The sequence below is a fragment of the Hyalangium sp. genome, assembly GCF_035629615.1.
Lineage (GTDB): Bacteria > Myxococcota > Myxococcia > Myxococcales > Myxococcaceae > Hyalangium.
Genome location: NZ_DASPHO010000556.1, coordinates 1 through 18,399, shown reverse-complemented (window position 1 = coordinate 18,399; position 18,399 = coordinate 1). Strand labels below are relative to the sequence as shown.

Genomic DNA, 18,399 nt, shown 5'->3' with positions numbered 1-18,399 from the left:
TAGGGGCTGCCCAGCGGGCCCATGACATAGGGCACCACGTACATCGTGCGGCCCTTCATGCTGCCTTCGAAGAGCTGACCCAGCTTGGTGTACGCCTCCTCGGGATCCATCCAGTTGTTGGTGGGCCCGGCGTCCGTCTTGTTGGGTGTGCAGATGAAGGTGAGGTGCTCCACGCGCGCCACGTCGTTGGGGTTGGAGCGGTGCAGGTAGCCGCCGGGGCGCTTCTGCTGGTTGAGCGGGATGAGGATGCCCTCCTTTACCGCCTGATCCGTCAGGCGCGCCTTCTCCTCCTCGGAGCCGTCGCACCAGACGATGCGGTCTGGCTGCGTCATCCGCGCGGACTGGGCAACCCACTGGAGCAGGGCCTGATTCTTCGTCGGCGCGTTGCTCGCGGCCGTCATCTGCGTCGAAGCCATGGAAGTTTCCTCGTGTCGTCTCAAGGGGAGGGGCACAACTTCTGGAACGGGCTCTCCAAATGCAACACCCGTCCGGCAGTGAACCTGCCGAGTGAACAGGGATCCTCTAATTTCACTTATCAGCAGGGAAGCTTCCATTAGCTAACGATGCAGTGCGTCGAAGGACTCGCCGTTCTGCGCACCTGTCCCCACGTTGCACGGGCCATCTATGACCATCGCCATCGTGCTGGGCATCGTCGTCGTCGCGCTGGTGCTCTTCTCCCTGGAGTCCATCCCCATCGAGGTGAGCTCTCTGAGCGTGGTGTGCCTGCTGGCGCTGACGGGGGTGCTCACGCCGCAGCAGGCCTTCGAGGGGTTCAGCAACGACACCGTCATCTTCATCTTCACCCTGCTGGTGATGACACAGGGGCTCGCCTCCACGGGGGTGGTGCAGATCATCGGGCAGCGGCTCGCCTTCTTCGCACGCTACGGGCACCAGGTGTTCGTGCTGGCGATGATGGGAGCGGTGGCGGCATTCTCGTCCATCATCTCCAACACGGTGACAACGGCGGCGTTCCTGCCGGTGGCCATCGGGGCGGCGCAGCGCGCCAAGGTGCCCAAGAGCAAGGTGCTGCTGCCGCTGGCGTACGCCTCCATGCTGGGGGGGATGATCTTCCTGTACGGCACGTCCACCAACATGGTGGCCTCGGCAGCCATGCAGAAGCTGGGGCTGGAGGGCATCGGGGTGACGGAGCTGGTGCCGGTGGGGCTGCCGGTGGCGGTGCTGGGCATCCTGGTGGTGGTGCTGCTGGGGCCGCTGCTGCTGCCGGCTCGGAAGGGGCAAGGGGGGATGGAGGACTGGTCGCTGCGCGACTACCTCACGGAGGCGGTGCTGCCACCGGGCTCGCGCTATGTGGGCAAGGAGCTGGCGGAGATCACCGAGGGGTTGGGGCTGCGCGTCATCGGGCTGATCCGGGACGGGCAAGCCCTGCCGGCGGTGCCCTCGCACGTGCTGATGGGAGACGAGCGCATCATCATCGAGGGCAAGCGCGAGGACATCCTCCGGGTGAAGGATCTGCAGGGCATCGAGATCCGGCCGGACGTGAGGTTGGGGGATGAGGAGCTGAGCTCGCGGGAAGCGGTGCTGGTGGAGGCGAGCGTGCCGCCGGGCAGCCCGCTGGTGGGGCGCAGCTTGAAGGACGTGCTCTTCGTGGAGCGCTACGGGCTGGTGGCGCTGGCGCTGCACCGCAAGCCGGCGATCCAGCGGCTCACCAAGCTGCAGATGCTGGGACGCATCTTCGGCGAACAGTCGCTCTCGGCGATGCCGCTGTCTGTGGGAGACGTGCTGCTGCTGCGTGGGCCGCGCACGCGCCTGGCCGAGCTGGCGGACGGCGCGACCCTGCTGGTGCTCACCGACGTGGAGTACCAGCCGCCGCGCTATCGCAAGGCACTGGTGGCGGTGGGCATCTTCCTGGGGGCGCTGGGGGCGGGGACGCTGGGACTGGTGCCCATGGCGGTGGCGGGGCTGGTGGGGATGCTGGCGATGATCCTCTCTGGCTGCGTGGACTCGCGGATCGCCTTCCGGGTGGACTGGCGGGTGGTGCTGCTCATCGGCTCGATGATGGCGCTGGGTGTGGCCATGGAGGTGAGCGGGGCGGGCAGGTTCCTGGGCGGCATGGTGGCGGAGCTGGGCTCCTATGGGGGGCCTCGCCTGGTGCTGACGCTGCTGATGGTGTTGACCATCCTGTTGTCGGCGCCCATGAGCAACCAGGCAGCGGCGCTGGTGGTGCTGCCCGTGGCCGTCAGCGCCGCGGCGCAGCTGGGGGTGGATGCGCGGCCGTTCGCCATGGGTGTGACGCTGGCGGCGAGCTGCTCGTTCATCACCCCGCTGGAGCCGAGCTGCGTGCTCGTCTATGGCCCAGGGCACTACCGGTTCACGGACTTCTTACGGCTGGGCACGCCGCTGACGGCGGTGATGGTGGCATTCCTGGTGTTCGCGGTGCCGGCGCTGTGGCCCTTCCAGGGCAAGAGCCCACAGGCTCCTGCACGGCAGGTGCCGGTGAGCCTGAGCGCGCCGGCCCTGACGGATCAGTGAATCGCGGCACGCAGGCCGACGGATGCCATCACCTCGGCCTCGCGGGCCAGCAGCGTCTCCAGCCGCTCGCGCACCCCCGCCTCGTCTCCTGTCGCCGTCACGGCCAGCCGGTAGAAGAGGGACTGGTGCCCATCCTCCGACTGGGCCAGCTCCCCGTAGAAGCGGCGCAGGGCCGGATCCTCCAGCCCCTCCGCCAGCAGTGAGAGGCGCTCGCAGGAGCGGGCCTCGATGATGGCCGCCACCAACAGCCGGTCCACCTTGCGCTCCGCGGACGGGGTGCGGATGAGCTTCTGGAGCCCCTGCGCATACGGATCCCCCGCGTCCCGGCTGAGCGTGAGCCCCCGCGCGGCCATCAGATCCAGCACCCGGGCCAGGTGGGCGCTCTCTTCGCGCGCCAGCCGTGCCATCTGCGCCGGCAGGCCCGGCAGCTCCGGGTATGCCTGCAGCAGCGAGAGCGCGTTCGCCGCGGCCTTCTTCTCGCAGTGCGCGTGGTCCACCAGCACCTCGTCGAAGCGCGCGAGCGCCAGCGGCAGCCAGCGGGGATCCGTGGGCACGTGGAGGATGACGGGGCCCTCTCCGGAGAGAGGTCGGCGGCTGGGTGTGGAGCGAGACGTTGAGCGAGACATTGCCTGCCTATTCCAGGAGTACCAGGCGCTGCACACGGCCGGCCAGGAAGCCCACCTTGCGCGCGATCCGGGCCACGCTCTCGTCCTTCTCGTCCACCCGCAGCACGAGCTTGGGCAGCGAGGACAGCAGGTGCCGGCAGATCTGCCCCAGGCACAGCGTCGCGTGCCCCTTGCGACGCTCTGGAGGCGCTGTGTACAGGCCCTCCAGCTCCGCGCCGTGCTGCGAGCGGCTGCCAATGTCTACCTTGAACACCAGCGCGCCGTGCTCCTCCAGCACGTACGTCCGCCGGCCTCGCACGCGCTGCATGACGCGCGCCTCGTAGCCGTCCGAATCCTCGGAGAGCGGATCCCGCTCCATCAGCTCGCGCACCGCCCCCATCGCCAGCGGCATCAACCGCGGCAGATCCTCCTCCTTGGCCGGCCGCAGCGTGGGGTTGGTGAAGGGCCCCAGGTCATCGGCGGACACAGCGAACAGGCGCTGCACCCGGGACAGCCGGGGCTTGGTGTTGTTGCCGAGGATCCTCACCAGCGCGTCCACCGCGGGCTTCTCCCCCAGCGAGGCCTGGAGCCGGATCTGCGAGGCCAGGCTCTCGGCGATGTCGGCGATGGAGGCCGGATCGCTCGCGGAGGGCACCACCAGGCCGCCTTCCCCGCCCACGAAGAGGGCCGCCGTCAGCCCCTTCTCGTCGAACCGCCCATGGAAGGCGAACGGCGCACGGCCCGCGCGCGGGACGATCCCGAACTCTTCGAAGAGACCGAGCAGGTAGATGTTGTGCGTCGAGTCCTTTGCCAGGAACGAGCGCAGCGCATCCGTGTGCTGAGATCCGAGCTGTTCGATAGAGGCGGGCATGCGAGGCGAGTCAGGCGCACCTGAGAGGTTCGAGCATGCTGAAGGGCGAGGCGCACCTTACGCAAAGGGAGCCTCAACGGCCAGCATCCGTCCCAGGTTGGAAGTGGAAAGGGTAGGTGATGGTGACCCTGCCCCCTCCTCGGGGTGCTGGGAACCGCACGTCCAGCAGGGAGTCCAGGAAGCAGGCCAGGGCGAACGGATCCTGGATGGAGGAGTCCTCCACCTCCCCGTCCCGGAAGTGGCCCGTCAGCCCCTGGCCCTCGATGGTGAACTTCAACTTCACCGTGTGGGGGCCGGGATAGCGCTCGGCCACGTCCAGGAAGCACTGGCGAATCAGCGGCACCACCGTCTGGATGGCTCGGCGCACATCCTCCTTGTCCACCGCGTCAAAGGGGGGCTCCGCTTGGGGCTCGGCCTCTGGGAGGGTGATGGGAGGAGAGGGTGGGGAGCGGGAGGGCAGGGTCGAGCCTTCACCGAACGTCCGCGGCGGGGAGGGGGAGGTGGGAGGCGCTTCGCTCGGGGCTGGGAGGGCGGGCGGAGGCGCAGGGGTGCGCTCCAGGGGCCGCGGTACTACCGGCGAGGAGGGGACGGTAGGAGTCAAGGCCGACTCCTCGCGCGGGAGGGCTGATGGCGGAGGGGAGTCCGGTCGGGTGAGCCAGAACGCCAGCGCGCTCAGCCCGATGAAGGGCAGGAGGACCCAGAGGAGGACGGACCGGCCCGACATCCCACCACTATGTCACCGGGCGGTTACCGTTTCGGCTCAGAAAACCTGTATTCTTGCGGGGCGGAACATCGTTGGAGGGGAAGATGAGCCGATTCACCCGACGCTCCATTCTGGGAGCAGCGCTGGCCGGTACTGCGGGCTCCCTGCTGCCAGGGCAGGTGTCGGCCTGGGATGGCTCCCTGGGTTCCGGGCCTCGCCAGTACGTGGTGAACATCTTCCTCTGGGGAGGGCTCGACGGAGTCCTCACCGTCGACGCCAAGGACGCCACGGCCACCGGTGGACGCATCGAGCCGGGCTATCTCGCGGACGAGCGGCGGCAGGGGACGCACCGGCTGTTCGGTCCCCTCATCAGCGGGCTGCTCCGGCACGACGCCGACCTGTGCCTCGTCCATGGCGTGCGGACCGACACGGTGGCCCACCCCCGTGGAGAGCGCATCGTCCAGCGCGGCCGGGTGAAGGCCCTCGCCGGTGAGCCCTGGTTGGGGGATCTGCTGGGCACCGCGCTCCCGGGCGATGCGTCCATTCCTCACCTGGCGCTCGGGCAGTCCCTGGACTCCTTCGAGTCCGAGTCCGAGGCCGTAGCGCCGCCCGCCATCGTCTCCGTCGAGCTGGCCCAGGCGCTGCTCGATCCGAGAGCGCGTGCGGCCCGCGTCGAGCCGTGGCTCCGCTCGCGTGAGCAGGGCCAGGGCGATGCGCTCGGCCGGCTGATGGCCACGGCGGAGCTCTCGCCACGCTTCCAGGATCCAATCCTCGGCCCGCAGCTCCAGCTCGCGCTCCACGCCCTCCAGGGCAACTTCGCCAAGGCCGTCACCGTCTCCACGCGCTCGCTCCACCTCGACGCGCACCACGAGCACCTGGCGCTTCAGCGGCGCCGGCTCGTTCCCGCACTCGATGACATTGCGCAGTTCATGGACGCGCTGAAGTCGGTACGCACCGAGCATGGCTCGCTGTTCGAGCAGACGACAGTCGTCATCGGCAGCGAGTTCGGCCGCGCTCCCAAGTACGGCGCCTCGAGCGGGAAGGAGCACTGGCCTGAAGGCAGCTGGGTGCTCGCCGGGAAGGGCATTCGGGGGGGGACGACGGTGGGAGAGACCGGCGCGGATCTCCGGGGCCGGGCGATCGACTACCGCACGGGCCGCCCCACAGGCGACCAGCGCCGCCCGGTGCTCGTGGATGCGCTCTCGGCGACGCTGCTCCGGATCGCCAGCCCGGACTCCTCGGCGCACGGGTTCCGCTCGGAGGATGTCCTGCAGTGCGCCCTGACCGAGCAGTCCGCGGCCGGGCGCAGCGCGGTCTCCTGACGTCCCATCGCCTGAGTCCGAGTCCGAGTCCGCACCCTGGCCAGGCGGTCCTCCGCCTGGCACAGAGCGCTCTCCCGGCCTCCCTCCTTACTCTGAGAGCACGGTGGAGCTGGCCGCGGTCCGCCCGGCAATGAAGCCGAAGGTGATGGCGGGCCCCAGCGTGCCACCGGCGCCCCAGTAGGCCTGGCCGGTGGGCGACGCGATGCAGTTGCCCGCACCGAGCAGTCCGGGGACAGGCGTTCCCTCAGGGCGGAGCACCCGCCCGTCCGTACCGATCACCGGTCCACCGCACGTGTCCAGCGTCGCGGGGCCGAGGATGGCACAGTAGAACGGCCCGCTCGGCGACAGCGGGTACATCGTCCGGTTGCCGGTGGTGCTGCGCGACGGCCCCTGCCAGGCCTGCTCCACCGGAGTCTCACCGCGGTGGAAGTCGCGATCCACGCCGCTCGTGGCGAATGTATTGAAGCGCTGGAGGGTCGCGCGCAGAGAGGGAACGAAGTCCGGAGCGAGGCGCACCCAGGGGACGATGGCGCTGCTCAGGAAACGCACTCCGCGCATCGCGTCCAGGCGCTCGCTGATGCGCAGGGCGAGCTGCTCGAGCGTCGGGGCCTGGATGACGAGCGGAGAGGCCTGCCCCGGGAACGGCACCACGCCGCGCCAGGGCCACGGGGTGGGCTCGTTGGCCGTCCACTGGTCCCAGATCATGAACTGCACCAGGTGGGGGTACTCCGTCTGCCGCCAGTGGAAGTGGCTCTGGGCCCGCACGTGGTACGGCGACTTCTCGTTCACCACGCGCTGGCCGTACTTGTTCACCAGGATGGTGCTGTCTCCATACGGGAAGAACACGTGGGCGTCCGGGCGGACCACGGCTCCTTCATGGGCCGCCGGATCCTCGAGGGCCGCCTGGTAGTAGAAGCCGTTGGAGAGGTTGCCGAGCTCGGCGCCCGCCTTGCCGCCGATGTCCACGAAGGCCCCTCTGCTCGTGGTGACGCTGCAGCTGCCGAAGATGGGGCCTCGCAGGTGGGAGCGCAGCTTGTCGCGATCGTGCGCGAAGCCTCCCGAGCCGAAGATCACCCCCCGCCGCCCGCGGATGAACTTCGTGCAGCCATCGTGCTCCGCCTCGACGCCGATCACCTCTCCCTGCAGGTTCTTCACCACCTGGGTCACCCGGTGCCTGAGGAGGATGGGCACACCCCGGCTCCGCAGGTGCGCCAGCATCCCCTCCGACAGGTAGAGGCCGGGGAACTCCGTGGAGCCCGGAGGCGACTTGGCCGTGAGCACGCGCCCGTAGGGTGCCTTGTTCTCGGGCAGCTCCGCGAAGTAGTCGGGATCAGTGACAGGGTTGGGCGAGTAGCCGTAGTTGGGAAGGATGATGGGATCGAGCGCGCCCAGCTGGGTCAGCCGATCAATGGCGGGCGCCGCGTTGTCGTAGAACGTCGCGAGCAGCTCATGCTGGAGCCGGGGCAGCCCGAGGCGCGGCTGGGCCGGATCGTAGAGCGTGGGGTAGGCCAGGCGCGCCATCAGCTTGAGGGCATCCGCACGTGGGTCGGTGAACCCCTTGGAGCGCATGAGCGAGTTGTTGGGAATCCAGTACGCGCCTCCGGAGCGCCGCGTGGTGCCTCCCGGCGCATCCGCTGCCTCCAACATGATGACAGAAGCGCCCCTGTCCACGGCTGCCGCGGCGGCAGCGCATGCCGCACCTCCGGTTCCGACGATGACGACATCCGCCCGATGGTCCCACTGCGGCATGTGCCTGCCCCCTCTGTTGCAGGTTATGTTGAGGGCAAGTGTACATGGCTTTGGGGGCAGGGGGCGAGCGCTGCTCCGCCCTGTGTGTGTATACATTCGAAGAGGAGCGACGAGATGAGCCAGGATGCGGCTGTCAAGGGGGCATCGGGTGATGGAAGCCAGGCGTCCTCAGAGGGGGGAGTCGAAAACAACCCTGAGGAATTGATACAATTTATCACCCGGCTGGCGACCAACGAGCCGCATATCCGGTGCCGCGTCGGCTCTGGTCCGCTGGGGCCGGTCGCCCAGGCGCTCAATCAGCTGGCAGGGCTGCTCGAGACGCGCCGGCTGTCCTCGGTGGAGAAGTTCGGCATCGAGGCGCTGGTCGAGCAATCGCAGAACATGATGTTGACGGCCGACACCGCGGAGCGGATTCGCTTCGTCAACTTCACCATCCCCGGCCTGACGTACGAGCAGGTGCTGGGCCGGAGCATCACCGACTTCCTGCTCCCCGAGGACCACGAGCGGTGCCGGGCCGTCTTCCGCAAGGTGATCGAGACGGGGGTGCCGGATTCGTACGATGTTCGCTCCTACGCCGAGACGGGGCCCCAGTGGTACGTGGTGCGGGTGGGTCCCATCCGGGACGCTGGCCGCATCGTGGGCTTCACGATGATCACCACGGATGTCACGAGCCTCAAGACGACCCAGCTCCAGCTGGAGCAGACCAACCGCGAGCTGGAGCAGTCCAACCGCGAGCTGGAGAGCTTCGCGTCCGTGGCCTCGCATGATCTCCAGGAGCCGCTGCGCAAGATCCAGTCCTTCGGCGAGCGCCTGAAGACGGTGACCGCCGGCGCGCTGCCTCCCGAGGGGCAGGACTACCTGGAGCGGATGCAGAACGCCGCGACGCGCATGCGCCGGCTGATCGAGGATCTGCTCGCCTTCGCGCGTGTCACCTCCAAGGCCCAGCCCTTCGTCCGTGTGGAGCTGTCCACCATCGCGCACGAGGTGGTGAGCGATCTCGAGGTGGCCATTGATCAGGCGAAGGCCACCGTCACGGTGGGGGCGCTGCCCACCATTGAGGGAGATCCGACGCAGATGCGGCAGCTGCTGCAGAACCTGCTGAGCAACGCCCTCAAGTTTCGCAGTGAGAACACCGCGCCGCGCATCTCCCTGGAGGCCTCCGTGGACAAGGAGGCCGGGCGCTGCGAGCTCCGGGTGCAGGACAACGGGATCGGCTTCGAGGAGAAGCACGCCGACAAGATCTTCAACCTGTTCCAGCGGCTGCACGGGCGCGGGAAGTACGAGGGCACGGGGCTCGGCCTGGCCATCTGCCGCAAGATCGCGGAGCGCCATGGCGGCACCATCCAGGCCCGCAGCGTGCCCGGCCAGGGAGCCACCTTCACCATCCGTCTCCCCGTGGCGCAGTCCGTGGCCGCGCGTTCCTCCCAGTCATGAGCCAGGAGGAGAGCCACCGTCCCATTCGCGTCCTCCTCATCGAGGATGATGAAGACGACTATGTGCTGGTGCGCGACGCGCTTCGGACGCTCGGCCCCGAGCAGGTGGTGATCGACTGGAGGGACGAGACCGACAAGGCCCTGGAGGCGCTGATCGAGGGCCGCCATGACGTGTGCCTGCTCGACTATCACCTGGGAGCGCAGACGGGGGTCGAGCTGCTGCAAGAGGCGCGGCGGCGCGGGTGTCACACGCCGGTCATCCTCCTGACAGGGGTGGGCGACGTGGAGACCGACCGCAAGGCCCTGGAGGCGGGGGCCTCGGACTTCCTGGTGAAGTCACAGCTGTCGCCGGTGCTCCTGGTGCGCGCCGTCCGCTACACGCTCCAGCAGGCGCGCATGATGGAGGCCCTGCGCCGCTCCCAGACGAGCTTTCGCGAGCTCATCGAGCGGCTCCCGGATGCCATCTCCGTGTGGCACGAGGGGCGGATCGTCTACGCCAACCCCGCGCTCGTGGCGCTGCTCGGGGCCACCTCCGCCGACGAGTTCGTGGGGAGGACGTGGGCGGAGATAGAGTCTTTCATCCACCCGGAGGATCGAGAGTCCCTGCGGCCCCTGCTACAAGAGGGCCAGCTCGGGTCTCGCTCGGTGAGGGAGCTGCGGTTCCTGCGCCGCTCCGGTGAGGCCGTCCCCGTGGAGGCCGCCCACTTCGCCGTGCCATTCGACGGACGGCCGTGCTCAATGTGGATCACCCGCGATCTGACCGAGCGCCGGCAGATGCAGGCCCGGCTCATGCTCTCCGACCGCATGGCCTCCCTGGGGACGCTGGCGGGTGGAATTGGCCACGAGATCAACAACCCGCTGGCCTATGTGATGGCCAACCTCTCCCACCTGGAGGCTGAGATCTTCCCGAGCCTGACGCTCGAGGCGGGCCAGCGCGAGGAGCTGCGCGGGCTGCTGGCCGAGACGCAGCAGGGCGTCCAGCGCATCCGCGAGATCACCCAGCAGCTCCGGCTCTTCTCGCAGGTGGAGCGGGAGGCGAGCAGCACGCAGGTGGACGTCCACCGCGTGCTCGAGTCCGCGGTGCGCTTGGCGGGGAACGAGATCCGCCACCGGGCCCAGCTGGTCCGGGACTACACGGACTCGCTCAGGGTGGAGGCGCAAGAGCCGCGGCTGGGACAGGTGTTCCTCAACCTGCTCGTCAATGCCGCCCGGGCCATCCCGGAGGGGGATGTGGAGCGGCAAGAGATCCGCATCGTCACGCGGCAGGAGAAGGAGCTGGCCATCATCGAGATCCGCGACACGGGCGTGGGCATCCCGCCGGAGCTGCAAGAGCGGATCTTCGAGCCGTTCCTCACGCTCCGGCCCGGCGGAGGCACCACGGGGCTCAGCCTCTCCATCTGCCTGGGGATTGTCACGGGCTTCAACGGGCGCATGGAGGTGGAGAGCAAGATGGGGCAGGGGAGCGTCTTCCGGGTCATCCTGCCCGCGGTGGCCACCGAGACGCTCTCCTCGCCGCCTGCTGCTGCCCCGGCGCCGTCCGCCGCACACCGGGGCCGGATCCTGAGCGTAGACGACGAGCCCATGATCGGCCTGGCCATCGTGCGAGCGCTCCGGCAGGAGCACGACGTCACGGCGCTGTCGAGCGCGCGCGAGGCCCTGGCGCAGCTGATTCGCGGGGAACGCTACGATCTGATCCTCTGCGATCTCATGATGCCGGAGATGAGCGGCATGGATCTCTACGAGGAGATCGCGCGCGTGGCGCCGGACCAGGCGGAGCGGGTGGTATTCCTGACGGGAGGCGCCTTCACTCCAGGGGCCCGCGACTTCCTGGGCCGGGTGAAGAACCGCTGCATGGAGAAGCCTTTCACGACGAAAGAGCTGCGCGAGGTGGTGAGAAGACTGCTGGGGGGGGCCCAGGACTCCTGAGCTCGTGCTCTGGAATGGCGCCTCGGGGCCTCGCCCGTGCACTCTCGGGCGAGGCTTGCAGGCAGCGGCCTACGGATACACCTCGCGGCGTGGGCCCACGGGCGGGACAAGGGTGCCCCCCGCGTAGAAGCGCTGGCGCTTGCTCACCCCCAGCGTGGACCCCAGGATCGAGGAGACGAGGCCGAGCAGGAGCGCGAAGAACACGCCCCAGAAGACACGGCCCGTGGTGTCCGCGGCCTTGAGCGCGCCCTGCTGGGCCTGCTGCCCGAGCTGGGACACCTGGGCCTGTGCCTGGGTCCACTGCGCCTCGACGCGGCCGGCGATGTCCTCCGCGTCCCTGCGGGAGAGCGCCGTGTTCTGGGCGATGGCACTCACCAGCTGCTCACGGTTCAGCTGGCCCTGTTGAATGGCGGTGTTGAGCACATCCTTGGTCGCCGCTTGGAGCTGGTCCGCGGTGATGGCGGGCTTGCCCTCCTGCTGCAGCCGCTGGTTGATGGGCCCGAGCGCATCCTCCGCGTTGAGCCCAAACGAGCTGGCGATCTTCCCCGCCTGGTCTCCCTGGGAGGCAACCCCCGTGATGGCGGCGCCCGTGGCTCCCACCGCGGTCTTCCCCACGCTGAACACCGCGCCCAGCAGCGAGGAGATCGCCATGCCCATCAGGATCACTCCTACCAGGGTGGTGAGTCCCCAGAGCACCGCGCCGTGGAGCGCACCCCCCATCTTGTCCATGACGCCCGCGGTCCTGGAGGCCACCAGGCCGCCGATGAAGAGCGCAATGAGCGGCGCGATGAGAGACCAGATGCCCGTGCCGATCCCCGCGGACTTCGCGCTGCCCGGGTCACTCGGGTCCACCGACGACAGTCCCAGCGCGAGTCCGAGCGAGTACAGCAGGATCCACACGCCCAGCGCGACGAACGTGCCTCCGAAGATGGCGCCCCAGCTGATCTTGAGGGGAACCCCAGGTATCGCTTCGACGCGCGACTTCTCCACGATCTCTGCCATGTCTGCCTCTCTTGCGAAGAGAGCGCCTGCCTGGTTCGCCGGGGCGCTCGAATCCAAAGGAGAAGATGGGCATGTCCTGGCGGTTTGTGACTTCCCCGCAGGCCAGCCTGTCCCTTCGAGTGCAGGGGGGGCGATCAGTCCAGCCCCAGCGCCTCGACGAGCGTCTGCTCCTGAGCGACGACCGGACCGCGAGGCAGCGTCTCGGGGCGGAAGCGCCGGACCAGCTCCTCCAGCGCCACGGGGCTTCCATCTCCGAGCCCGCTCCAGGCCGCGAGCACGCCGAGGACCCGCTCGGCCGGAAGCCCTCGCTCGCGGAGCTCGGTCAGCGCAAACGCGCCCTCGCGCTTGGCGAGCCGTTTGCCGTCCGCTCCCAGCACCAGGGGCACATGGAAGAACTGGGGCGGGGGCAGCTCGAGCGCTGCGTAGAGCTGGAGCTGCCGGGGGGTGGAGCTGAGCAGGTCATCTCCCCGCAGCACGTGGGTGATGCGGCTCGCGGCGTCGTCCACCACCACCGCGAGCTGGTAGCTGGCCACTCCGTCGTTGCGTCGCACCACGAAGTCCCCCACCACCGCCGCCACGTCCTGGGAGGAGGGCCCTTGCAGCCCGTCCACGAAGTGAACCTCGCCAGGCTGGGGGCGGAAGCGGTACGCGGGCGTGCGCGTGCGGGAGCGCTCGGCGATCTCCGTGGGGGAGAGGGAGGCACAGGTGCCTGGGTAGCGGGGCCCCTCGTCGCTCAGGCCATGGGGCGCGCTGGCTGCCCGGGCGATCTCGGCGCGCGTGCAGAAGCAGGGGTACACCCACCCCAGCCGCTCCAGCCGCTCCAGTGCGTCCCGGTACGCGTCGTCCCGAGCGCTCTGGAAGACGGGCGGCTCATCCCAGGTGAGCCCCAGCCACTCGAGATCTCGCATCAGGTCGTCCAGGTACTGAGGGCGGCAGCGTGCGCGATCCAGGTCCTCCACGCGCAGGAGGAACTGGCCTCCAGCGGCGCGGGCCTGGAGCCAGCCGAGCAGCGCGCTGCGGGCGTTGCCGAGGTGGAGGCGCCCGGTGGGGCTGGGAGCGAAGCGGCCGCGGAAACTCATGGGCGGACGAGGGGCTTCCTGGGTGCGAGGGGAGCACGATCCGGCGTTGACACCGCGGGCTTCGGAGCGCTCACGGGCTTCTCCTCCACGGGATATTTCACCTGGACGAGGCGAGGTGCTGGTGCCGCCCCCGCGGCCGGAACCACGGGGAGGGACACCGCGGCTCCTGTCTGGGCGCCGCGTGAGGCGAGCGTGGAGGACAGCTCGCGCAGCGGCGGCCCCGCGTCGAGCAGATCCGCATCCAGGGCGATCCGAGGCACCCGGCGCAGCGTCCTGGCACCCGGAGCGAGCACGAGGGCGTCCACGGCGAGCCCTCTGTCCGTCCGGGACACCGTGCCGAAGACGACGAGCTCCGCGCGCAGTGTGTGGCCCAGCGCCGTCGCCGCTTCCACCGCGGCCGCGTCCAGCCGGTTGCCCGCGAGCGCCGCGGCGAGCACGGCGCCCGGGCCCTCTCCAGGAGGGAGCACCTTTACCTCCACCTCCTTGCCACTCAGCACCTCCACGAGCCCGCCCGTGGCCTCGCCGGAGGGCAGCACCGCACGCCACAGGTGCATTCCGGGCGGGACCTCGACCACCCGCACCGGAGCGCTCTCCACGGAATGGCCGTCGAGCGTCACCGGCACGCCCGGAGGCATGGAGACGAAGCGCACGCTGCCGCGAGGCTGTTCCTGGAGTGCCACGCGCACGCGCTCCACCGTGCGAGCGAAGAGGGGCGAGGTGGCGGCCAGGGGGAGGGGACGCCCCGGAGAGAGTGTCAGGGCGAAGGTGAGCGCGCGCGCGGCCTCCTCGTCCCGGCCCTGGGAGTAGCGCACCGCGGCGCGCAGCGCGTAGGCATCGGCCAGCTCGTTCCCATTCGGGAGGGCCACCGCCCCGGCGGGAGTGGCGTAAGCGTCGAGCGCCTGGCCGAGCCAGGCCTCCGCGCCGGCGAAGTCCTGTTGCTGCCTCCGGGACTCGGCCTCCTTCACCGCCGCGCGAGCCTGTGGGAGCGCCTCCGGAGGAGGCTCTGCAGCAGGCTCTGCGGAGGGAGGCTCGGCGAGCTCAAGGCGCTCGACTCCGCGCACCTCGGTGGTGAGCCGCTGCGTCACCCGGGGGCCCGCCCGTCCAGGGACATCTCCGGAGAGCGCCTGGAAGGGCAGCACGGCCACACGCCGGGGTGTCCCCTGGGCGCCGCTCGAAGCGCCCAGGAGCAGGCTGAGGAGGAGCACGGTTCGCATCATGGGGTGGGGAGGCAGGTCCATCGGGTCCACCGTGGACTCGTACCCCGCCGAGTCGTGCCAGTCGAGCGTGAGACCGCCATCCCGTGGACAGGGCCTGTCCCTGCCGAACGTGCTTCCCCTGCCGGGCGACTCGGCGAGAATGTCCCGCCTGGGGTGGGCCGTTCCCGCCTGGGTGCCCGCCATGCGCTTCGTCCACTGCTCCGACGTCCACATCACCGCCGACTACTTCGCGCTGCCGTTCTTCCGGCTCGGTTGGCGCCGCTGGGTGGCCCTGGCGGAGCTGACGGTGGGCGGCCGGGGCCGCGCCTACCGCCGCGCCCCCGAAGTTCTGGCCACCATCGTGCGCGAGATGCGGGACCACAAGGCCGACCACCTCATCCTCTCCGGAGATCTCACCGCCTACGCGCTGGACAGCGAGTTCGAGGGCGCCCGCGCCGCGCTCGGCGAGCTGGTGGAGGACCGGAACCGCTGCACCGTCATCCCCGGCAACCATGACGTCTACACGCCAGGCAGCCACCGCAGCAGGCGCTTCGAGCGCTACTTCGGCCACCTACTGGAGAGCGATCTGCCCGAGCACCGCCGCGAAGGCGCGTTCCCCTTCGTCCGGCTGCTGGGCGAAGAGGCGGCCGTCGTAGGGCTCTGCTCTGCCCGGGTGCCACCGGTTCCCGGCTTCTCCAACGGCCTCATTGGCCCAGCGCAGCTCGAGGGTCTCGAGGCGGTGGTGAAGGATCCCAGGCTGGCTGGCCGCGCCCTGATCGTGGTGGTCCACCATGCGCCCTTGACGCACCATGGGCGCCCGGACCGGTGGATCCACGGGCTCCGGGATGCGGACGCGCTCTGCCGGCTCCTCCCTGGCTCGCGCTACGCCGTCCTGCACGGCCACATCCACCACCGCTACCACCACCCCGCCACCGCCGAGCGCCCCCACATCTTCGGGGCCGGCTCCTCCACCATGGCAGGGGGCGAGGGGTACTGGGTCATTGATGTCTCAGGGGGCCAGGTGGTCGGCGGGGAGAAGCACGTCCCCCAGGTGCCCGGCTGAGCCTGTGACACCGGGGCCAGAGGGCTGTAGAACCCCGGATCATGAAAGCGTCGTACACGCTGCCCGCTGAGCCCTCGCTGGAGGAGCTCCGAACGCTGCGCCAGCTTCACCGTACCCTCGATGAGCTCCTGGAGGAGAGCCTCAAGCAGCGCGAGGGGCTCCACCAGACGTTCGATCGGTGCTTCCCGCGCATCCTCGAGCTGACGGGCGCGCGCGCCATCGCCCTCACCACGCGCAACGAGGAGCTGGCCGAGCAGACCTGGATCGAGGGCTCCTGGAGTGAGCGCCACCCTGGCCTCCTCCTGGAGGAGGCCACCGGGGTGCGGCGCCTGGAGGATGGGACGCTCGTCACCCAGGCCCTGGACGTGGTGGGCACCCGCGTGGGCTCCATCGGGATGCTCTTCCCCGGGGACCACACCGGCGTGCAGGAGTCCGCGCGGATTGCCCGCGTCCTGGAGACGCTGGCCGAGCAGTTCGACACCGTGCTGTGCCTCGTCCACACCGCCGCGGAGAAGCAACAGCTCATCATCCAGTGCAACCAGCACCTGTCCAACCCGGTCTTCGAGGTGGGGATGGATCAGGCCGTGCTTGCGCTGTCGCAGCGGGTGCGGCTGCCGGGCTTCCTGCTGTTGTACCGGGACGCGGTGCAGCCGCAGGTGCTGCACTACCGCACCTGGCGTCACGGCCACCTGGAGTATGACAGCGCCGAGCGGCGCGGGCCGCACCTGGAGCGCCTCATCCAGAAGCATGGCCCGGATCTGCTCCATCGCGCGGAGGGCTCGCTGCGGCAGCTCTTCGGCGAGGCCCGGGGGCGCACCTCGGAGGTGGTGCTCATCTCGGGCTCCTCCTCCGGCGAGCTCCTGGGGAAGATCGTCCTCTGGAGCGACGAGGGCTTCTCCGCGTACACGATGGAGATCGTCCGGCTGCTCGCCTCCGGCCTCAGCCAGCGCCTGCTGGACTACAACCGCGAGCGCATCCACCTCTCGCAGTTCTTCCGCGGCAGCTCCATCGACGAGCTGCTGAGGGATCCGGCCTACGCCAACCACCTGCGCCCGCAGGATCAGGAGCTGGGCATCCTCTTCGCGGACATCAACGGCTTCACCCGCATCTGCGAGCACGGCTTCGACAGCCCCAAGAGCATCGGGCGCTTCGTGGACGAGTGGAGCGCGCGCGTGGTGGGCTTTATCTGGGAGCACGGCGGGGCCTTCGACAAGATGGTGGGCGACTGCGTCATCGGTCTGTTCGGTCCGCCCTTCTTCGAGACGAGCCGCGTGCAGCGCGCGGAGGCCGTGCTGCGCGCCGCGCGCGACATCCAGGAGTACACCGCCTCGCTCAGCGCCCGGGACGAGGTGATGGAGATGTGCAAGCGGGTGGGGCTGCCCGGGCTGGGCGTGGCCATCGGCGCGAACCTGGCCCACGCGAACTGCGGCCTCTTTGGGCCCAACCGGAACTACACCGCCTTCTCCACGGGGATGAACCAGACGGCGCGGCTGCAGTCGCTCGGTGAGTTCCGGGAGACGCTGGTGATGAACAGCGTGCGCGAGGCGCTGAGCGACTCCCAGGAGCCCTGGGTGCAGGGGCTGAGGTTCGGCCCGCTCACGGAGACACCCGTGAAGAACGTGGCCCAGCCCCTGCGCTACTACAAGCTGCTGTGACGCGGGGCCTCAGGCCTGGAGGCGCGTGCCGGCGTAGCGCCGCACGAAGTGGATCCACCGGCGCTCGTCCACCTCCACCTGCCACTCGGAGTTGGGCGTCAGCGGCATGCGCGCGCGCAGGAAGGCCTCCAGGTGGTCGGCGGCCTTCACCGGGGTGAGCCCGGGGGCGCGGAAGGCAACGCGCAGGAAGACCTCGAGCGAAGCGGACACATCCACGCTCGCGCAGATGCGCAGCGGACCTACGCGCCGCTGATAGAGCGCATTCTGGACCGGGCGGAGGGAGGGGTCCTTCGCCTGCGCTTCGATGGAGAGCCAGTTGGCTGGCCCGAGGATGAAGTCGAGCAGATCCCTGCTCGCTTCCTCCACCGTCGCATTCTCATGGATAGCAAGCTGCATCGCCCCACCTCCCTCGATGTGCCACCTCGAAGAATGTGCCCACGTGGCAAGTGCATGCAAGGGGCCTCGTGGCGCTTTGACCGGAGTGTCCACCATCGACACCGTGGCGCGCGGCGTCGTAGTGCGTCCCGCATCCGTTGCCACTGAACGGAGAGGTGCGCTGACGAAGGGAACGCTCGGAGGCGTGGCGGGACCGCTCGGGTGCAAGGCGCGACCGCTCAGGTGGGAGCGCGCTCCAGGCGCGTGCGGCTGAGGCATTTCTCTTCTGCGAGAGGGACGCAGCGCGCGTCCCGCGAAGGAGAGGACCATGCGGTGGAGCGACTGGCGCAGACACTTCGAGGTGAACCGGCGGCGTCCCTTGCCCGAGGAGCTGGAGGGAGCGGAGGAGGTGCCCGAGGCGTGGCGCCCGGCGCTGAGGACGTCCCTGGCGATCTTCCAGCTGGGCGAGTCCGGAGAGGGGCGCATCGCGCATGAGATCGACCGGGCGAAGGTGCCCGGCATCGACGCGGACTACCGCGCCTCGCTGAAGCTCTTCGTGGCGGAGGAAGGGCGACATGCACGCATCCTCGGGCTGATGGTGCGAGGGCTGGGGGGCAAGCTGCTGGCGCGCAACTGGACCGAGCGCCTCTTCGTCTTCGGGCGCCGGCTGCTGGGCTTGCGGTTGAAGATGATGGTGCTGCTGGCGGCGGAGGTGGTGGGAGGCTCCTTCTACGGACTGCTCGCCTCGCGGCTGCCGGTGGGCGGGCTGCGGCGAGGGTTGGAGGAGATCTGCGAGGATGAGCAGCACCACCTGGACTTCCATGGCGAGTTCTTCGCCCGGCAGGGCTGGGGCGTGCCCATGCGCGCGGTGTGGCAGGCGGTGTGGTGGAGCCTCGCGCTGGCGGCGATGAGCGTGGTGCTGGTGGATCA

At 69.6% G+C, this 18,399-nt stretch carries 15 protein-coding genes and 1 pseudogene; 7 read left to right on the top strand and 9 right to left on the bottom strand.

The window, feature by feature from the left end:
* Positions 1–416 (bottom strand): annotated as a pseudogene (locus VD972_RS28190) (phosphoenolpyruvate carboxykinase); the annotation flags it as partial.
* A gap of 208 nt (positions 417–624) precedes the next feature.
* Between VD972_RS28190 and VD972_RS28185 the strand changes: the two are divergent.
* On the top strand, positions 625–2,490 hold the full coding sequence (locus VD972_RS28185; protein WP_324991846.1) for an SLC13 family permease: 1,866 nt from the start codon (positions 625–627) through the stop codon (positions 2,488–2,490).
* Here VD972_RS28185 and VD972_RS28180 read toward each other — a convergent pair.
* The 3 genes from VD972_RS28180 to VD972_RS28170 form a co-directional block, all read right to left on the bottom strand.
* Positions 2,484–3,116, bottom strand: coding sequence for a tRNA-(ms[2]io[6]A)-hydroxylase (locus VD972_RS28180; RefSeq protein ID WP_324991845.1), 633 nt, complete (start codon positions 3,114–3,116; stop codon positions 2,484–2,486). The two genes, VD972_RS28185 and VD972_RS28180, sit on opposite strands and share 7 nt — an antisense overlap.
* A 7-nt stretch (positions 3,117–3,123) precedes the next feature.
* Positions 3,124–3,966 carry a GNAT family N-acetyltransferase gene (locus VD972_RS28175; protein ID WP_324991844.1) on the bottom strand — a complete coding sequence of 281 codons (843 nt, stop codon included), beginning with the start codon at positions 3,964–3,966 and terminating at the stop codon, positions 3,124–3,126.
* 73 nt (positions 3,967–4,039) lie between these two features.
* Positions 4,040–4,567: an AgmX/PglI C-terminal domain-containing protein gene (locus tag VD972_RS28170; RefSeq protein ID WP_324991843.1), complete on the bottom strand. Its 528-nt coding sequence runs from the start codon at positions 4,565–4,567 to the stop codon at positions 4,040–4,042.
* Between the two features lie 206 nt (positions 4,568–4,773).
* Between VD972_RS28170 and VD972_RS28165 the strand changes: the two genes are divergently transcribed.
* A complete protein-coding gene (locus VD972_RS28165; protein WP_324991842.1) occupies positions 4,774–5,991 on the top strand; it encodes a DUF1501 domain-containing protein in 1,218 nt (405 codons plus the stop codon).
* 87 nt (positions 5,992–6,078) lie between these two features.
* Here VD972_RS28165 and VD972_RS28160 read toward each other — a convergent pair whose 3' ends face one another.
* Complete coding sequence (locus VD972_RS28160; protein ID WP_324991841.1) at positions 6,079–7,740, bottom strand: FAD-dependent oxidoreductase; 1,662 nt, start codon at positions 7,738–7,740, stop codon at positions 6,079–6,081.
* Between the two features lie 201 nt (positions 7,741–7,941).
* Between VD972_RS28160 and VD972_RS28155 the strand changes: the two genes are divergently transcribed.
* Both VD972_RS28155 and VD972_RS28150 read left to right on the top strand, forming a co-directional pair.
* The gene (locus VD972_RS28155) at positions 7,942–9,174 is read left to right on the top strand and encodes a sensor histidine kinase (RefSeq protein ID WP_324991840.1); all 1,233 of its coding nucleotides are present in this window, start codon (positions 7,942–7,944) and stop codon (positions 9,172–9,174) included.
* Positions 9,171–11,099 carry a hybrid sensor histidine kinase/response regulator gene (locus VD972_RS28150; protein ID WP_324991839.1) on the top strand — a complete coding sequence of 643 codons (1,929 nt, stop codon included), beginning with the start codon at positions 9,171–9,173 and terminating at the stop codon, positions 11,097–11,099. Before VD972_RS28155 ends, VD972_RS28150 begins: the two co-directional genes overlap by 4 nt.
* A 69-nt stretch (positions 11,100–11,168) precedes the next feature.
* On the opposite strand, the gene VD972_RS28145 is transcribed toward VD972_RS28150, so the two are convergent.
* The 3 genes from VD972_RS28145 to VD972_RS28135 all read right to left on the bottom strand — a co-directional run bounded on the left by VD972_RS28145 (position 11,169) and on the right by VD972_RS28135 (position 14,613).
* Complete coding sequence (locus VD972_RS28145) at positions 11,169–12,101, bottom strand: hypothetical protein (RefSeq protein WP_324991838.1); 933 nt, start codon at positions 12,099–12,101, stop codon at positions 11,169–11,171.
* A 134-nt stretch (positions 12,102–12,235) separates the two neighbouring features.
* A complete protein-coding gene (gluQRS, locus tag VD972_RS28140) occupies positions 12,236–13,180 on the bottom strand; it encodes a tRNA glutamyl-Q(34) synthetase GluQRS (RefSeq protein WP_324991837.1) in 945 nt (314 codons plus the stop codon).
* Positions 13,177–14,613, bottom strand: coding sequence for a hypothetical protein (locus VD972_RS28135; RefSeq protein WP_324991836.1), 1,437 nt, complete (start codon positions 14,611–14,613; stop codon positions 13,177–13,179). The genes gluQRS and VD972_RS28135 overlap by 4 nt, the downstream gene beginning before the upstream one ends.
* Between VD972_RS28135 and VD972_RS28130 the strand changes: the two genes are divergently transcribed.
* Both VD972_RS28130 and VD972_RS28125 read left to right on the top strand, forming a co-directional pair.
* A complete protein-coding gene (locus VD972_RS28130) occupies positions 14,579–15,439 on the top strand; it encodes a metallophosphoesterase (protein ID WP_324991835.1) in 861 nt (286 codons plus the stop codon). The two genes, VD972_RS28135 and VD972_RS28130, sit on opposite strands and share 35 nt — an antisense overlap.
* A gap of 41 nt (positions 15,440–15,480) precedes the next feature.
* Positions 15,481–17,094, top strand: coding sequence for an adenylate/guanylate cyclase domain-containing protein (locus tag VD972_RS28125; RefSeq protein ID WP_324991834.1), 1,614 nt, complete (start codon positions 15,481–15,483; stop codon positions 17,092–17,094).
* Between the two features lie 9 nt (positions 17,095–17,103).
* Here the strand turns inward: VD972_RS28125 and VD972_RS28120 are convergent, their stop codons facing one another.
* Complete coding sequence (locus VD972_RS28120) at positions 17,104–17,490, bottom strand: hypothetical protein (RefSeq protein ID WP_324991833.1); 387 nt, start codon at positions 17,488–17,490, stop codon at positions 17,104–17,106.
* A gap of 307 nt (positions 17,491–17,797) precedes the next feature.
* On the opposite strand from VD972_RS28120, the gene VD972_RS28115 reads away from it, so the two are divergent.
* Positions 17,798–18,399, top strand: a 602-nt coding sequence (locus VD972_RS28115) for a ferritin-like domain-containing protein (protein ID WP_324991832.1), incomplete at its 3' end; no start/stop codon positions are given.

What these genes read in the sequence shown, in the direction of transcription:
- VD972_RS28165 (WP_324991842.1), top strand. Translation starts at nt 4,774, where the DNA reads ATGAGCCGATTCACCCGACGCTCCATTCTGGGAGCAGCGCTGGCCGGT.
- VD972_RS28180 (WP_324991845.1), bottom strand. Translation starts at nt 3,116, where the DNA reads ATGTCTCGCTCAACGTCTCGCTCCACACCCAGCCGCCGACCTCTCTCC.
- gluQRS (WP_324991837.1), bottom strand. Translation starts at nt 13,180, where the DNA reads ATGAGTTTCCGCGGCCGCTTCGCTCCCAGCCCCACCGGGCGCCTCCAC.
- VD972_RS28125 (WP_324991834.1), top strand. Translation starts at nt 15,481, where the DNA reads ATGAAAGCGTCGTACACGCTGCCCGCTGAGCCCTCGCTGGAGGAGCTC.
- VD972_RS28175 (WP_324991844.1), bottom strand. Translation starts at nt 3,966, where the DNA reads ATGCCCGCCTCTATCGAACAGCTCGGATCTCAGCACACGGATGCGCTG.
- VD972_RS28120 (WP_324991833.1), bottom strand. Translation starts at nt 17,490, where the DNA reads ATGCAGCTTGCTATCCATGAGAATGCGACGGTGGAGGAAGCGAGCAGG.
- VD972_RS28150 (WP_324991839.1), top strand. Translation starts at nt 9,171, where the DNA reads ATGAGCCAGGAGGAGAGCCACCGTCCCATTCGCGTCCTCCTCATCGAG.
- VD972_RS28185 (WP_324991846.1), top strand. Translation starts at nt 625, where the DNA reads ATGACCATCGCCATCGTGCTGGGCATCGTCGTCGTCGCGCTGGTGCTC.
- VD972_RS28160 (WP_324991841.1), bottom strand. Translation starts at nt 7,740, where the DNA reads ATGCCGCAGTGGGACCATCGGGCGGATGTCGTCATCGTCGGAACCGGA.
- VD972_RS28145 (WP_324991838.1), bottom strand. Translation starts at nt 12,101, where the DNA reads ATGGCAGAGATCGTGGAGAAGTCGCGCGTCGAAGCGATACCTGGGGTT.
- VD972_RS28130 (WP_324991835.1), top strand. Translation starts at nt 14,579, where the DNA reads ATGCGCTTCGTCCACTGCTCCGACGTCCACATCACCGCCGACTACTTC.